Below are 16,316 nucleotides of genomic sequence, written 5' to 3' on the forward strand. Positions count from 1 at the left end.
CGTCGTCACATCGGCTATCCAGTATTTTCTCGTGCCACTGTTTATATAGAAAGCCGCGGCCAGTAGCAGTGATGTCCAATCACCGGCGCCGAGACGATCTGCTGATCGCTGTTGCACTGACCGAGTTCTCAGTCCACTACGAGCGAGTCGATCCTGAACTCTCGCAACGGGCCTGGCAGCTGGCCGCCGATCGCCTCCTCGAGTACGATGTCGGTCCATACGAGGTCGACGAAGCGCTCGAGATCGGCGCCAAGTAGAAGGTCACGCAGACAGAGACTGCCTACTTACCACTATCACTCTCTACGTTCTCAGCCCTCGAGATAAGCTCCTGATTGAACGCATCGCCATCTTTCCCGTGGTGAACTCGTCGATGACAATTCGGGCAGAGAGCAATGACATTATCGGGATGATCAGGACCACCATCGCTGCGACGGTAGAGATGATGTACCTCGAAGTATGGCTCGCCGTCATTGCCGAGAAATGGCGCCTCGTCTCCACAGCCTTGGCAAACGCCATCAGCAACGCGCAGTGCGTATTCTCTGACGGCTTCTGACCTGGAGTATATAGTTCGTGTCGTTTCGACAGTTGTCTGCTGGGTAGCTTCGTCATCAGTTCTCGCTGCTCCCGTAGCTCTCTCGTAGAGCTCATCTGTATCGACTGCACCCAAATCCGGATCAGTAAATTCGACTTCGTTTGCTACTGGCTCGAGTTTGAAACGGATTGCTTTGCGGTGATCCCCGTCTGTGTCTGGAAGCTGCTCTTCGAACCAATCGACACACTCGAACTGTCCAAGATAGGTCACGCTCCAGGCTTCGTCATTGTTCTCGAACAAGTGGAGTTCACAGCTGTCTTCCTTGTGGTCGCGAATCGCCTTGTTCCCACCTGTCATCTCCATATCGCCTGTTCTGCCTTCGCCGGTGTAGATGAACGTATCTCCGCGAAATTCGTCCTTGTAACCGTGTTCCGTTCCGGAGTCGCCTGTGAAAAGAAAAACGTAGGGATAGTCGGCTGATGGTGCAATCCCACGATATCGCGCTCCGCCATACGCTTCGTGGAGTTCGACGCGGTCGTATGTACTGCCGATCTCGAGATCGTCGATCGTCGGCTTCTGGTCGAGTTTTTCTTGGAGTAGTCGCTTTCCAAAGGAGGTTAGTTCGTATCGGTCGGCAGACTGCTGTTTCTCGATCGCATCGATTGCTTGGAGCCACTCAAGGTGTCTGCCAACGACTGCCTGCGGGAGTTGGTATTCCGGGTATGCTTCTCGGAGGCTTGCTTGGATCGCTGTCGTGGTAGTCTGTTCGTTGTCGAGTGTCTGTAGAATCGTCTCGAAGCCGTCGACATTCTCGAGGAGGGCCTCGAAGATGAGTTCTGGGTCACCGGTGTCTGCGAACGTTGCTCCGCGAGGTGTGGTTTGGTACTGGTCTTTTTCGAGTTCGAGCAGGCCAACGGAACGCTGGAAGCCGACATACGCCTTGATCGTCGATTCGCTCTTTGCAGCTGTGTTTGATTCGAGCCAGTCCTGGAGTTCTGCTTTGTCTGGTTCGGTCGTATCGACGAATTTGAATAGTGCTTGTAGGTTTTCGAGTCGCTCCCCAACGCCCCCAAAGAAGCGATCGGTAGTCATCCGGCGGTCGTTTGCCATGGTGGTAGATGCTAAGTCATGGGGTTGAATGTTCTTCTTCAGGTGAGTTAGTCTATTCATTTCGAAGCCGCCGATACCGGCACAGGATAAATCACGATTAGCGGGCTTGAGACGAAACCTACAGCTTCAACTACAGAAGTGGATCAGTCTTCCAAAGCGGACGTAGCGGGATTTTCTTGCAGTCCGAGTATCGGTGGCCTTGGAAAAATGCGACAGTACCGTCAGACTCGGTAGCTGTTTTATTGTTCTGAACGGGTTACTCGAGTGTGGATCCGTGCTCGACGTTCGTCAAGTAGAGAGTTGGAGAACTCGTGACTCGAGGGTTTCGATGAGTCCGGTTATTTGGACAAATCAGGTCAGGAAGGGCGTCTTCAGCACGTCTCGTTCTCTCACTGTTAGCCCCTTGTGCCTGATCGAACGTACTGGTGAGACTGATGTTTAAACAGATTCAGAACCAGTTCAAAATATAGTCATGCCGATCCACCAGTTGACACAAGTTGGTCGTACGTCGGGCGGTGTCGTGCTCCCGAAAAGCGAGCTTCGGGCGCTTGGATTGGTCGATGAAGAGGGCTCGATAAAGAAGCACCCCGTTCGAATCACGCAAACGGACACTGGAACCTAGGAGATATCGTTGATCAACCCTGTTACCTATCCGGAAGAGAAACCGTCAGGATGATTCTGTATTCCTAATCGGTGCAGTTCATCAACTATAGTTCTGAGAGTTCCTTGTTGTGGTACTGTATAAACTCTCGAGAAATCTCATGATCCTCGTGAATGGTGAGCGTCGAGCCATTAATTTCTTCGTCGTACTTGTGGCTGATCTTCAGTGACTCTGGATCGATTTCGATCATCCCGTAATCGAAATCAGCATGATGGTTCGGACACAGAATGAGAACATTCTCTTCACTATCGGGACCAGCTGGCGATCCTCCGAGAGGCTGGATATGATGTGCTTCAGCATACATCTTAGATACCGATTGCCTGCGCTGGTCATCGCACACCTGACACCGAGAATCGTATAGCTGTTTGAGCTGCCTCGTAAGCGTCGTATTCCGAATGACACGAGAAATTTTCGTCTTTACACGGTCCGGTGGTTTGAGATCAGAAGCACGTTCGGTCTGATCAACCACTCCCGAGTCCGTTTCTTCCTCACTAGAGCGATCCGCTGATTCTTCTCCCTCAGTAGTAGGACCGGATGCAATATCCATGCCGAGATCTTGCAACTCTGCATCAACCCGCCTTGAAGCGTCTTCTGTAAGGTCAGCTCGTTCTTTGATCTCTGTTAAGAAGGTTTTCGAGTCGGCCTCGTTCAACTCGTTCGCTCCTAAGTTGAATCGGACGAAGTCTGTACCCTCAAAAAATTCTGTATCGTCGACTGGGTTCTCGAGTTCACATTCGAGTCCCTGGCAATAGATGAATTGCTCGTACTCGCCTTCCCAATTGTGGTGCTTTTGAGTTCTCACCGGAACTGTCTCGGTGATTTCCCAAATCCCCATGATACCGTGACCACTTTGGCGAACCAGTGCTGTATCCCCCTTTTGCATTTCATCGGCCATCCAGGCTACACTCGACGAGAGGCCATGCCATGGTTCAGAACGGTGTCTGCTGTGAACCTCGTTATCAGGAGGTCCGTTTACGCATCGCTTCCAGTTGACCGGCCGAATATTGAACAACCAGAGAGTATGGTCTGATCGGTTCCCTTCCGGGCTTGATTCCGTTTCCGACTCGGTTGAGTTCTCACTTGTGATCTGGCTATTTTCGAATGATAGCCGTCGAGCGTCGAAGTACTCCTCCAGACTCCCGAACGTCTGCCGAATCTCATTGTGGGCCTGCTGGTTCAAGGACATGAACCGCTGCGGATAGTTCGTTGCGTGGCCAGCGAATCCATGAATTTCATCCGAGTCGATATCAACGGAAACGGGCGATTTGAGGAAAATGATGTAGTTCCACGGATCCCCTGGATCGTTGCCACCCGTCTCGCCAGGCTTGTAGTCTGGCCAGAGTTCTTCAGCCAGTTCTGAGTCCTCTCGCGTCCCAATTACCTCAGCGACGTACTCGTACTTGTAATCACCAACGTAGAACAGCAGATAGTTCCCTTGTTCGAGTTGCTTCCAGTACTGGTAGTTTCCCTCCGTCACTCCCCATACTGAGATCTTCTCGTCGTTCTGATTTGCAGCAGGGACTCGGTCATCCTCGAGATGGACTCCATCTAAGACAGTTTGTTGAAGATGGTGATACGCTCGTGAGCCCCCTCCCTGTTTGCTACAAGGTGTGAGATATATTTCAGTGGCCATTGATAATACTGCACTATAGTACCAACCGTTGAAGAATATACGGGTATGACATCTATCTCCGGGTTTCTCTTCTAAGGTATAGGAAGAAGGCAATTCTCGGAACGAGTCTGTACTATCTGTGAATCCAGGCTTTGAGGACAGTCAACTATTTCGGATGCAATTCCTCTGCTTTGTCGATCAGTTTTGATTGAATTCGCCTCCATTACGTCCATGCTGGACCCGTCGATGGCAATTTGAACATAGTGCGATCACATCCTTCGGATGGTCTGCCCCACCCTCACTGCGCCGATAAAGATGGTGCACCTCGAGGAAAGGGTCTCCACCATCAGTGAGAAACGGAGCATCGTCGCTACAGCCTTGACACACACCGTCAGCGACTCGGAGCGCGTGTTTTCTAACGACCTCCGATCGCTGATATGCGGTGCGAGATCGTGATTCGCTTGTCCGACCTTCACCGTTCACACTTGCCTCAGCTCGATCAGCGATACCAACGGAATTGATGATGTAGCAGACATACGTGGAGCATATGTCAGGTAGTTCTAAAACTACGCAGATAAAGCAAATCTGTATCTATGGGTTCGGACTCCTCATGCTTCTGGTCGGTCTCGGAGGAATGTTCGAAGGAGGATTAGGGTTACTTGGTGGGCCAATTCTTCTCGTCACTTCCCTACTTCTAATTCCTAAAACTCGCCCATTCATCACAAATGCTGTCGATTCGGCGGGTGGTCCTGACCTTAGTACACTAGGACGAGGTGCATTTATCGGGCTCATCCTCATCGGATTTGTTGTTGGTGCTGCACTAATTCCGGCGGCTGATTCTCCATCTTCAGAGGGAGTAGATGCACCAACATCGCCATCCGATTCGACGACTTCACCTGATTCAGCATCTGAATCATCACAAGACGATTCTGGTTCATCTCCTGATGACTCCACGTCCGATTCATCAGATGATTCTACATCTGATCCATCCTCTGACGACTCCACGTCTGATCCACCAGATGATTCTACATCTGATTCAACTCCTGATGACTCTACGTCCGATTCATCAGACGGTTCCACATCTAATTCATCTCCTGATGACGCTACAGACAGCGGTCAGAAGACTTCATGGGCGGTTACAGTTCTCTCTGTGACTGATGGAGACACAATGGACGTACGGATGCCAGACGGCAGCACAGACACGATCCGTCTATTAGGCGTTGATACTCCTGAAACAACTGCCAGCCGAACAGATCCGACGGAGTGGGAAGACATCCCTGATAACGCAGATGGACGAGAGTGGTTAGAACAGTGGGGTGCTGAAGCCAGCAATTACGCAGAAGAACGCCTTGGCGGGCAAGAAATCTACATTGAAGTAGACTCGGAATCCGACCGGCGTGGTACGTATGACCGCCTGCTCGTGTATGCATCCCAGTCAGAGTCTTCGTCAAAGTCATTCAATCTCCGACTCATCGAAAACGGATATGCACGGATGTACGATACTCAGTTCACGCAGCGCTCGACGTACCAGTCAGCAGAATCTGAGGCGCGTAACAACGATATTGGCGTCTGGAACTACTCAGAGCCTTCAAATCCACCATCTGATGGAGGGGGTGATTCAGATCTTATAGTTTCGAATATCCATGCTGAGGCGGCAGGAAATGACCACGAAAATCTCAACGGTGAGTACATCGAACTGACCAATGAAGGTAGCTCGTCTATCGATATGACTGGTTGGACTCTTGCCGACGATGCAGACCATACCTTCTACTTCCCATCAGGGTTCTCGCTTGAATCGGGTGAGTCCGTAACCATCTACAGCGGGAGCGGGTCGAACTCTGAGACAGAACTATACTGGGGATCTGGTAGAGCAATCTGGAACAATAGTGGAGATACAATCATCGTAACGAATGCTGACGGTAAAACCGTAATCAATCGAGAGTACTAGCAGTAGTTCGTACATACGGACTTTCGCCTCTCGTGCGCATATTCCGAGGAGAGGGTTTGCCGACGTGTGTCCGTAGGAAGTTGTATCAAAACCGTGTTTCCGGCAGTTCTATTCAGCCAGAGTTCGCCTCGAAACTCCACTACTCACTTAGTGGCTAGCGTACTGCAAATTGCTCCCGTAGCGAGGTTTTCATAGCATCTCCTATGGCAGGAACAACACTACGGCGTTCTGAAACATGTGTTCGCCGTGTTGCCAATACTTATCATTTATATCCGAGAACCTTGAAGGTATGCTGAGCCAACTATCTTGACGATCGCTCTTAACGCTCGCCAGTGGGATCGGCCTCGCAGGTTGTCTAACTGGGAACGACGATAATGGGGAGGAGACTGATTCGGATGCCGGCGAGTCCGTGGAGTCTGAGGACGGCTCGGATGCGCAAGATAATGGGGCTAACGACAGTACAGGTTTTGACGCGTACGATTTCGAGGTAGATGTCCCTGAGGAACGGCATGAAGAGGCACTTGAGAATCTTCTCGAAGGTATCACGATGTTAAACAATTCTGAGGAGGATGACGAACTATACATTGAGGGTGGGATCAGCAGCTATACTAACGATGGAAGTGAGGCGAAAATGGTGATTGAGTATCCAGAGGGCTACACTGACCCGGATGACGACGAGGATCTCAATGAGACGGCCTACACTGCTGGTAAATTTATCGGTGAACGAACCGTAATCAGTGTACTTCTCGGCAAATACGCTTACAACGCAGACTCTCGACCCGAGACATTCGAGGTTCTCTACATTGAGGACGGTGCTGACGAACCGGTCGAGACATCAACCTCAACGGCAGAGGGGGCCGCCGAATTCTACGAAGAGGACGCTGACAGCGCGAACACTTGACCACCGTCTCCGCTGAGGATAGTGACCGACAAGTCGGCGAGCATCTTGACCCGTGCCGCTTGACCGGACTGTACGTCTTCAGGATCGTGAATATTTCTCTGTCACTGGGACCACCTCTCGAGATCTGACTGCTACATATACTCTGGTGAGTCCCAGTCCTCGAGTTCGGTCTGCCCTGACGGGTTCTCTTCGAGGCGGTTGGCCTCTTCTTTCAACCAAGCCATCTGCTCTCCGATCCCGCTGAAGTCTTGCTCCTAGAAGGGGAACTCGACATCAAACGGGAACGGTTCGAATACGTTGCTCACCTGTAGTGGTTCAATGTAGCGGCTGCAGCCAAGACCTCCAGTCGGTGGCAGTGAGGATCCTGCTCGGGGAATCCAGATTTGAAGCCGAGCCATGAGGCTAATCCGTAGTGGACACGTCGGGTCCAGAAGTCGAGCCGTGTTTCGTATAGTGGCTCATCCCACGGATAGTTGGTGTGTTGGTAGGCGTCTGGTTCGATCGGTGCAGGATCGTCCTCGAAGTCTTCGATTGTGGTGTCGTAGGGTTCGATCTCGATATTCGGCCAGAGTACGTCGTATTTCGCCGAGAGAATAGTCCAGCCAGTTGTTTCCTCGATACCAGGTTCAGAGCGGGCCTTGGCATACCGTTGTTTACATTTGAAGTACGAACTGGTGTAGAGGTCTTTAGCTGGGACTGGTTCGTTGGCTTCCTGTTTTTGTCAGCCGCAGCCGATGAGTATGTAGATGCCGCTCTCGATCCGTGTATCACCTTACGTGATGTACTTCTATCCTTTTGTTTATATATCTTGTAGAAGAGTGCAGAGATAAAGATAGAGTTCGTCAGGGGTCGATCATGTACATCAGAGTGGTAGTTACAGCTGCCACAGGTGGCGAGACCGTTGCTGAAATACCTATTGTGGCGAATTTTCCAAGTGTTACAGCCACATTCTTTGATGTTAGAACTTCCTCGTCATCTTCTAATTTGAGGAAATTAGAAAGAACATTCTCAGCAGCTTCCGTCCCTGTTTCTAATACCCACCTCTCGGCTCTAGTAAATGCATTAATGGTTTTCCTTCTAGCTGCCACCAGCCAAGATTTCCTCTCGCTATCCTCTACTACTCCTAAGATACAGTCAAGGACAGCGGCAATCCGTTCATGGTAGCCTTGATCTGTGAACGGATGATCCTCAGTCTCCCCAAACGAATTATCCCAACGATGGTCCTCCAGAAAATTCATTATTTGCTCGCGGGTAGCAATCCTATCGTCGTCGCTAGCAAAGAATTTCGCATGTGAAGTATCTCTAAGAGGTGTATCTCCTTCCATTAAATCCTCTAAGAATGGTTCTGGAATAGTAAGCAGAAGTCTTTCATTTTCACCTTCCTCTTGCATACGTTTCTCAGCAGTCTCAATCCTTGCTCGAAGAGCAAGTAACTCAGACTCAATGATGAGCGACGATGGATCGATCATGTATTCGTATTCCATGATTCAAGAAAGCTGTCACCGTCCCTTGTATTAAACCTCTATCTCTATATACCGATAATACAACTTCTTCGGATAGTCTCGATCAACCTTCTGGCTAACTGCCAGATTGATTCCACATTTTCCTCGAGCAACTGATCTATCAACTCGATTCGTTTGTCGGTGAATACGTCTCCGAATGTCTCCGGTCGTAGTATGAGTACGTCGTTGTAGCCAAGATCACTGTGTACCTCGGCCAGTTTCACTTCAAACTCTTTCGTTGATATGAAAACACAATAATATCTATCGTTTATATATTTTAGGCTGACAAAATGATGTCAAATCGGTAGTCTACTATTGCTTTCCGAATAGCGAGTAAATCAATGAACTACCACCTAACAGAATCGACGCGATAGAGAAATAAGCTGCTGCATACGCTGCGTGAAGAGTCGCCCAGAGGGCGTTGATACTTCCCTGAGCCATCAAATCTGGTTGAGTTCCTGGTTGAAACTTAGCATCACGCAGAGCAGGTGTTGCTCGATTCATCGCATAATATCTTGCCATGTTCAACTCTTCTATTCCAAGTAAGCACAGAGCGATAACTACTAGCCCTAAAACGACGAAATAGATCTCCCAGCTTTTTTCCCTTGCTTTTCTCCATGCCCACTCTATCCGAGGTACTGCTGCTTCCCTCACCTCGAAGAGTTTTCTTTTCACCTCTATTTTTGCGGATTCTATCTTTTCAAAGATCCTGTCAAAATTTGGTATCACTAAAGGAACGACATCTGCAAGGCTACTTATTGTTAGTGCTATACTCATAGAGTACGTTCTGTCGGAACCATTCTAATCTCCAACCAGGAATCCCCTTTCTAGATTAGAAGATATATTTTTCGCAACACTAAACTAAACCGACAACAAAAGCTATTCCATGGTAAAAATGAGTCACAGTTATGCCTCGTATCATCTTCGCTGGGCCGCTTTTTCACTCGAAAGGCGGCCAAGATCGAGGAACGTGTAGAAGACAATGACTGTTCGACAGACGATATTGGAACCAAAGAAGTACCAGTCCATCTCGTTCACCAAGGGTACGTAGTCCACTCAATAATCGGCGCAATTTCCTTCCTTGAAGGTTCAGCGAATGAGGCAATTGCTCTTGCAGAAGGAGAAATGAGGCCAACAATTACCGAGGTAGAAGATGTAGTTGATGACTGGGATTTCCCTGATCTCCTTCAAGAACTGGACGGGATCGAGGAAAACCCGTTTTCATCCAGGCCTCCGACACTGAAGAAGTACCAGCTTCTGTTAGTGTACTCGGGGAACGAGCCGTTTGATACGGGGAGCCAACCGTTTCAGGACATAGATACAATTCAAGCACTACGGAACTACTTTGTCCACTATGAACCAGACTGGATTACGCCAGAACCCTCCAACGACTCTGAACATATAGAACACGAGATCGGAAGTCGGCTTCAAGGGAAATTCGAGTTGAATCCCTTAGCAAGCGACTCTCAGGAATTCTTCCCAACGAAGTGTCTGAGCTCTGGCTGTGCGAAGTGGTCTATTGAAAGAAGTATAGAGTTCGCCGACCAATTCTATGACCGGTTTCTCGGGCTCGAACCGCGTTATGGCTCTAAAGTTGAGAATACATTGCCCGACCGATAGTAAGAGGTAACCTATCTATCTGTAGTCTTCTTGGAGTTTGTCTTTGTATTCTTCTCCAAGTTCTAGTTGACTTGTTTAGACATATAGGTCAATTCTAGAAGTGTTCTTTATATAGGTGATCCTGCAGCAATTGATCCCAAGTCAAAAAATAGAAAACTCACGATTAACCTCTATACCGCACACGTTATTGTATGGGAGATCTCGGCTGTCGAAAAAGGTATATGGGAACCGGGACAGGAAACCTGTATGCCCTGTGAGGACTGCGGTTACTTACTTTGCGTGTCTGTGGATGATTCCCTTTTCTGTCCTCGCTGTCAAGGTCGTCCTGTTGAATCTCAACCGGTAGTCAATGCTAAGACAGATTGGCTTCTCAAAGACCATTTCACAGATGAGAAGATAATTGGGATTATTCAAGAATATAGCAAATCAAACCTGCTATACTATCTGATAACACGGCTAAACCAAGTATCCAACGAATTCACTAGCGAAAAAGGACGAGGACTCCCCTTCAATGAATTTGGCTACCTAACATACATAGTGAAACAAGTCTACGAAGGAACCAATTTTGGCAACGAATTACTGCGAAATCCCGAAGAACTGGAGGAGATACAGGTAGTCAAAGACATATATCCAGACCTTATTACTTCCCTTCAAGATGCCCGAGACAAGTTCGCCGTGTGCATAAAACAAGATGGGTTCACTGGCAGAATAGAAGATTTCACATCTGATTATGAACTCTTCCAGTCAGAATATGGTCTGTGCTTCGAAAGATGCGTTAAGAGCGTTGTTTGCGGTGATCCAGAAGATTTTGAAGATTATAGCTATGTTGCAGATGTTCTCCGAGCAGTCGATAAGACAGACCCTGCCAACGTAGAAACACCACGAGATTTCGCAGATGCCTGGTTCCAGTTGCTTCTATCGCTTCGTCTTATAGCATCATCTGATGATATGGTGGGTGACGTTTACTATACCCGCCTTCCCAACAAGATCACAATATTCGACATCGAAGAGTTCCTGAATCGAATTGATTGCTTATTTTCCGATGAAATCCGGCGTAGGATTCATCAAGAAAGTTTTGTACCTTCGATAGATCCAGAGGCAGTAGATAGGTGTGGTCGGCAAGCTTTCAGCGATAGCTGGGACGAAGTCAAGGATCAAATTATTGTGAGCGAGGATAACTTAGACGCTCATCCGTTCCTCTTTGAGCTAGATACTCTTGAGCCACAGCGTACTGGACCATGTCGATATCGATACGTACCAACTACGAAGATCTACTATCCACGAGCTTTTGCTCGACTAATGAAGTTCCAGATCTTCCCCTTGTTGAAAAACGGTGAATACAGCAGTGGACATGAGTTGCTCACTAGCCTGACTGCAGAAAGAGGTGAAGTGTATGAGAGGAATCTCTACGACTTCCTAACCCAGAAAGGGGTTGAGTGTTACCACGGTGCCGAGATAACCCGTAACAACCCGAAAGAAATCGATCTCTTATGCATTTTTGATGACCGTATTGTATTTATCGAGGTGAAATACCTACTACCACCTATCCGCATTAACGGGCCAGAAGGGATCAGAATCCTCAATGAGAAATTCGATCGTCTCATTTTCAATGAAACTCCTGAGGGAGCTGATCGAGAAGCAGAGGGTAAACCGTTCCCGGAGAAAGTTGAAGCGTGGCGAGATCTGAACCCTGGTGACTCGTTCAGTTCGCAAGTCGGCCTAAATGAGAGTGACCGTGAACAACAGGAGATCCCGGAGGAGTGGAACGAATTAGAGGTTAAGAAGTATGTCATTTCGAACGTTATCCCATCCTACGTCATGAAAGAAGGAGTCCGATTCATCACTGACTTAGAATTATACCGGTTGATCGAATACAGGGACAAGAATGTCCTGTATTCTGTTCCGTAAGGATCTATCTTGAAGGAGCAGTAGTTCTGGGTTAGAATCGATATCGACTATCTCTTGAAGACAATTACATTCCTTTAGATAGAAAATATTATCGTCTACTATTACCTTCACTAAATCCTAAGACCATTCTTATCTGGATAGTTACTAAGTGTATTTAATATCTAAAGTCTAATGGGTGGGTGTTCCCGTACTCCACCTGCCTGAGATGGATAAGATCTCCGGTACGGAGATTCAGCAGCACGGATAACAGATGACCAACCGACGAATTCACCAAAACCGTGACGCCGTCGACATTAAGCCCAGTGTTGAAGATTTCATAATTAGCGAACAGAATCAGAGATTACGGAACTAAGGTGAGAAGGGTATTATGACTGATTATGAGGGGTTAGAAGAAATCGAAAAAACCAGCGATGATGCTCCATCCGCTTTTAATCTTCTTCCGATTCTGTTTCTGGTTCCGCGAGCGTGATCCCCTCGAGTTTAGCAAGGGTGCGACGGAGATCATCTGCTGTAAAATCTGCAATCTCTTCCATCTCCCAGTGGAATAACCGATCGCCACTACCCCTGAAGAGTTCCTCTCGTATCCGATCGAATTGCCCGAAGTAGTATTCCTCGAGTAGCGGTAGGATCTCGTATTTCCAGGCATCCAAAACGTCCGGGACATCCTCAAGACCCATTAGGTACGAGTGACCGATCTGCTTCCCTTTTCCGAAATCCGGCGTATCTACGATCTGGTCATCGAGTTCACGAAGAGCTAAGATCGAAAGAGCAACCAAGCTTCGGTAAGAATCTGGCTCGGTTCGAGCTGTTTCGCGAACATCCTCGAGGGTCACGCCGATTTCATCGTCGACCAGACGTTAGTTGATGTGAAGGCTACGGAAGATCCATCGTTCAAGCCCGGGTACTGGCGGCAGCTTCTTGCGTACTACATTCTCAACGACATCCATCGAGAGCTGGTCGCGGCAGAGATAGATAGTTCCGGTGCAGATACGCCGTACCCAGATATCACGACTGTCGGTGTCTATTTCGCCCGGTTTGGCGAATTCCAGACGATTGACGTGAAGGACTATCTGCAGCCGCGTGAAGAATACGAGCAATTCCGGGCGTGGTTCGTGGACCGTGCAATCGAAGAAAATCATGATGCACGCAGGAATTATGACCCATACCGAGAGGTTTTGACTGATCCGTACGACTTCGAGGAGCAAACAACTCTCTTCGACTTCTGATAGAAATTAACATAACCGAATACTCTGCAACCTGCTTCCAGCGCGGTGTTGTGCCAGCAATCCGTCTCCCTTGGGCTCTGCCCGACAGTGTGGCAATCCCCTCGTCAGGCGGGCCTGAACGGTACCATTCCTAAGATGGCTTTTCAAAAGTCGCCGTCTTCCCCGGGTTAGAAATTATAGCTAGAACAAACCTTATTGTTCTACAGTGATTCTTTCGGAGTAATGAGTTCCTCGGAGCAGGAGTATTCTCTCGATCGGGTTCAAGGATTGACTGATACAATCAAGGATGATGCTGAGTTCGCCCAACGTGTCATCGAAAAGGCTGCAGGACCAGAGGTTCTTGACTACCTTGTAGACGATCTTTCCATCGATGTTCATCACGAAGGGGAGCAGGGGCTAGGGGAAGTCCGGCAGGCTATTCTCGGCTCTGACCACGCATCTTTTGATTTGAAGAAACGCGTCGCAACGCGAGGAGACTATACTACTGACCTTGATGTGCTCGTTCCAGAGTCGGTCAAAAAGTCAGCATTAGGTGCTCTGGAAGCTGGAAAACCAGTCGTACTCTATGGCCCGACTGGTACTGGGAAAACGACGTTCGCGAAACAATTAGCCCTGGAGACCTGCGTAGGATATACACTCGATACCGCCTCTCCATCGTGGACTAGCCAAGATATTGTTGGACGTGTTGCTCCAGACTACTCCAAAGATTCGGTCAGTTACCAGAAAGAACTAGGCTGCGTCTCGAAAGCTGTTGTACGAGCCCGCGAATATGGCGAAAAGTACGCAGTGATCATCGACGAACTTACTCGAGCAGATATTTCGCGAATCTTCGGTCAACTCTACACGGCAATCGAAAACCCTCATCAAACTATTTTCCGGACTGACGACGACGAGACCATCGAACTCATCCCGGAGGTGAACATCATCTGTACGATGAACATGTCTGACCGTACAGTCAACCAACTTGATAACGCAATTACACGTCGGTTTGCGATGATCAAGGTCAGTGACTATGATAACGACGGCCTCGATAACTTGTTCTCTCGCTGGACCACTGACCATCTTGCTGATTCAGCAGTCAACGGCGGGACGCTGAAAGACCTCTTCCAAGAAGACTATCGCCGACTCAATACAGGGAAAGATGCAGATGAGAATGGTATCATGGAGTTCGGACCAATGCACTACCGAGACGTTTCCGTCTTCCTTGAGTCGACAACGTCACCAGAAGGCGTGTATCATGATGAGGCCGGTCGAGCTGTCGGAGAGGCGTTCCGCACCTACATTCTCCCACGCTTGTTGAATTCAGCCACATATTCGCAAATGGATGAGCTCGTCAATCACTACACGAAGCTTGATGAAATATACGAGGAATTCGACTTATCGCCCGCAATCGAGCTAGCGGAAAGCGAGAAGCGGGCACAGCAACAGCGCATGGGAATGCAGAACTAATCGGCGATGAGTACGGCCCAGCTCCCGACTGAAGTTTCCATCACGGAGCGCGAAGAGCGTGTCATCCAATGTCCGCAAGGCATTGAGGAGCAACTGAAGCAGGCGGCATTCGAGCAGGTAGATACCAACGTCTTCGTTAAACGACGACGGTCGTGGGACGGAGAGAGCGAATACAAAGTTGTAGAGGCACGCCTTGACGGCGATGAACTCACAATCTCTGCTGAGGATATTGTAGGTATTGTTGATCTCACTCCGACTTCCCGACTTCAGATCAGACCGAGAATCGGGTGGAGCGAGATTCTGGATATGTTTTTAACCGTCAGCCGTTACAACCGATCTCTTGACTACCAAGGGATCCCGATCCGCGATTTTCTCTCTGAAGATGTTCAGATAGAGGACGTTTTTATCGTAATTGCGGTCAATTTTCTGAACAGCTTAGCCCCGCTTCATCGAAATGGGTTCATCCGCCAGTTTGAGACACAGCGAACTGATGCCGTTGATGCTCGGGGCCGAATTGATGTTGAACGTAGCTTGTTGAACCTTGAGACGGGTATTCCAAAGCAACACTACGTTCAGAAGGAAGTAGATTATAATACACCGATCAACGCCCTAATCCACCGGGCCGGAAAGAGTCTCCTCCAACTATTTCAGAAGAGTGCCCGTCGGCACAACCGCGAGGAATACTTCCGAATCTTCTCTGACCTCAACAATGCTGTCCATGAACTCGAGTCGATGGGAATCAAGGGAGACGGACATAACCTGTCGGAATATCAGCAGATAACGAGCGGACAGCTACCACGGCATCGTGGATACTATAAACGGGCAATTGAGGTATCGAAGATGATTCTCTCCTCGACGACCGGTCAGTCGCTTGAATCCGGGGATGAAGAATTGACAATGGACTATCTGTTCAATATGGCGAATCTGTTTGAGGAGTTCTCGCAGATTGTCCTTGTGGAGGAACTAAGCAAACTCGAATCGAATCCGCTCTATGATGGGTTTGACGATGCACGGGTTGAGGGGGAACCACAGCTGCGACCGTATGTAAATACAAACCAAGCGTGGCATCAACCAGATCATGTACTCTACAAGGGAGACGAGCCGGTTGCTGTGTTAGATAGCAAATATTACCCAGAAACCCGTGATCCGAGTATGATTCGGCCCGACCGAGAGCAGATATTCAGTTATGCATATCTGCTTGACGTAGACCGGCTTGGGTTCCTTTGTCCGGAAGGAAATGGTCGCCGTAATCTTCGAGCTCGTGAGGGGGAAGTAGCGATTATCGGGAGCCGCCAAAATTTCACGACTGAAAGCTATCGAGACGCCATCCGCTCATATCTACTTAAAGTGCTTGAGGACGAGGTCAATGAGTCACAGCTCATCGCAGACTTCCGCAATCACACTGTATGTCATCCAGACGTAAAGGAGATTTCTGTAGAAGAGGCGCTTACTCAGGAGATATTTGAGTTAGAAGATATCGTCTCTCTTTCACGGAGTATTTTTGAGGGTGCAATTTCGGAATCGGACGAGGTCCGTGTTAGACGCGATCTTTCCAAAGATATCCAGTTTAGTCTGCGTCGGTCCCTGAAAAAAGCGATTACCGATCATGCAGAGTATGACCAGTGTATCCCAGTGTTCATAGATACGGCAACGACTACCGATGAAAACGAGGAAAACGGTGAAGAAAATAATCAGTGGGTTGGTGAATCACTCCGCCTGCACTTTGTAAAAGTAACCGACTCAGGCGATGTAGCGGAGTTTGAAACTATCGATAGTTTCCCTCTTGACTGGGAGAAAGATCGAGACGACCCACCTTATTGAGTAGAGGTGGGGGACTACTCCTTCCT

General features: G+C 48.7%; 14 protein-coding genes and 1 pseudogene. 8 read left to right on the forward strand and 7 right to left on the reverse strand.

The genetic code is table 11. From position 1 onward, the window contains the following. Window positions 1–71 precede the first annotated feature (71 nt). The gene (locus tag EH209_RS18620; protein ID WP_126664348.1) at window positions 72–257 is read left to right on the forward strand and encodes a hypothetical protein; all 186 of its coding nucleotides are present in this window, start codon (window positions 72–74) and stop codon (window positions 255–257) included. A gap of 23 nt (window positions 258–280) precedes the next feature. On the opposite strand, the gene EH209_RS18625 is transcribed toward EH209_RS18620, so the two are convergent. The 3 genes from EH209_RS18625 to EH209_RS25050 all read right to left on the reverse strand — a co-directional run bounded on the left by EH209_RS18625 (window position 281) and on the right by EH209_RS25050 (window position 4,398). Next, window positions 281–1,642: an HNH endonuclease signature motif containing protein gene (locus EH209_RS18625; protein WP_249038839.1), complete on the reverse strand. Its 1,362-nt coding sequence runs from the start codon at window positions 1,640–1,642 to the stop codon at window positions 281–283. A gap of 707 nt (window positions 1,643–2,349) precedes the next feature. After that, window positions 2,350–3,936 (reverse strand): HNH endonuclease, encoded by a 1,587-nt coding sequence (locus EH209_RS18630; protein ID WP_126664349.1) that lies wholly within the window; start codon window positions 3,934–3,936, stop codon window positions 2,350–2,352. A gap of 177 nt (window positions 3,937–4,113) precedes the next feature. Beyond that, on the reverse strand, window positions 4,114–4,398 hold the full coding sequence (locus EH209_RS25050; RefSeq protein WP_343132694.1) for an HNH endonuclease: 285 nt from the start codon (window positions 4,396–4,398) through the stop codon (window positions 4,114–4,116). 64 nt (window positions 4,399–4,462) lie between these two features. Here EH209_RS25050 and EH209_RS18640 point away from each other — a divergent pair, with 64 nt between their 5' ends. Next, window positions 4,463–5,863: a lamin tail domain-containing protein gene (locus EH209_RS18640; RefSeq protein ID WP_126664350.1), complete on the forward strand. Its 1,401-nt coding sequence runs from the start codon at window positions 4,463–4,465 to the stop codon at window positions 5,861–5,863. A 409-nt stretch (window positions 5,864–6,272) separates the two neighbouring features. Further along, window positions 6,273–6,764 (forward strand): hypothetical protein, encoded by a 492-nt coding sequence (locus EH209_RS18645; RefSeq protein ID WP_249038841.1) that lies wholly within the window; start codon window positions 6,273–6,275, stop codon window positions 6,762–6,764. 301 nt (window positions 6,765–7,065) lie between these two features. On the opposite strand, the pseudogene EH209_RS25160 reads toward EH209_RS18645, so the two are convergent. The 3 genes and pseudogenes from EH209_RS25160 to EH209_RS18655 form a co-directional block, all read right to left on the reverse strand. After that, window positions 7,066–7,470 (reverse strand): annotated as a pseudogene (locus tag EH209_RS25160) (DUF6884 domain-containing protein); the annotation flags it as partial. A 136-nt stretch (window positions 7,471–7,606) separates the two neighbouring features. Then, on the reverse strand, window positions 7,607–8,248 hold the full coding sequence (locus EH209_RS18650; protein WP_126664351.1) for a hypothetical protein: 642 nt from the start codon (window positions 8,246–8,248) through the stop codon (window positions 7,607–7,609). Between the two features lie 330 nt (window positions 8,249–8,578). Then, entirely contained in the window at window positions 8,579–9,043 is a 465-nt protein-coding gene (locus EH209_RS18655) for a hypothetical protein (RefSeq protein WP_126664352.1), read from the reverse strand. A gap of 348 nt (window positions 9,044–9,391) precedes the next feature. Here EH209_RS18655 and EH209_RS18660 point away from each other — a divergent pair, with 348 nt between their 5' ends. Together EH209_RS18660 and EH209_RS18665 are read left to right on the forward strand one after the other, a co-directional pair. Next, complete coding sequence (locus EH209_RS18660) at window positions 9,392–9,886, forward strand: hypothetical protein (protein ID WP_126664353.1); 495 nt, start codon at window positions 9,392–9,394, stop codon at window positions 9,884–9,886. Between the two features lie 246 nt (window positions 9,887–10,132). Continuing rightward, on the forward strand, window positions 10,133–11,794 hold the full coding sequence (locus EH209_RS18665; protein WP_126664354.1) for a hypothetical protein: 1,662 nt from the start codon (window positions 10,133–10,135) through the stop codon (window positions 11,792–11,794). A 428-nt stretch (window positions 11,795–12,222) separates the two neighbouring features. On the opposite strand, the gene EH209_RS18670 is transcribed toward EH209_RS18665, so the two are convergent. Then, window positions 12,223–12,627: a hypothetical protein gene (locus tag EH209_RS18670; RefSeq protein ID WP_126664355.1), complete on the reverse strand. Its 405-nt coding sequence runs from the start codon at window positions 12,625–12,627 to the stop codon at window positions 12,223–12,225. Between the two features lie 33 nt (window positions 12,628–12,660). Here EH209_RS18670 and EH209_RS18675 point away from each other — a divergent pair, with 33 nt between their 5' ends. The 3 genes from EH209_RS18675 (at window position 12,661) to EH209_RS18685 (ending at window position 16,290) form a co-directional block, all read left to right on the forward strand. Continuing rightward, a complete protein-coding gene (locus EH209_RS18675) occupies window positions 12,661–13,020 on the forward strand; it encodes a hypothetical protein (protein ID WP_126664356.1) in 360 nt (119 codons plus the stop codon). A 222-nt stretch (window positions 13,021–13,242) separates the two neighbouring features. Continuing rightward, window positions 13,243–14,469: an AAA family ATPase gene (locus EH209_RS18680; protein ID WP_126664357.1), complete on the forward strand. Its 1,227-nt coding sequence runs from the start codon at window positions 13,243–13,245 to the stop codon at window positions 14,467–14,469. A 6-nt stretch (window positions 14,470–14,475) separates the two neighbouring features. Then, the gene (locus EH209_RS18685; RefSeq protein ID WP_126664358.1) at window positions 14,476–16,290 is read left to right on the forward strand and encodes a 5-methylcytosine restriction system specificity protein McrC; all 1,815 of its coding nucleotides are present in this window, start codon (window positions 14,476–14,478) and stop codon (window positions 16,288–16,290) included. Window positions 16,291–16,316: the final 26 nt, after the last annotated feature.

The sequence above is a fragment of the Haloterrigena salifodinae genome (assembly GCF_003977755.1).
Taxonomy (GTDB): Archaea; Halobacteriota; Halobacteria; order Halobacteriales; family Natrialbaceae; genus Haloterrigena; species Haloterrigena salifodinae.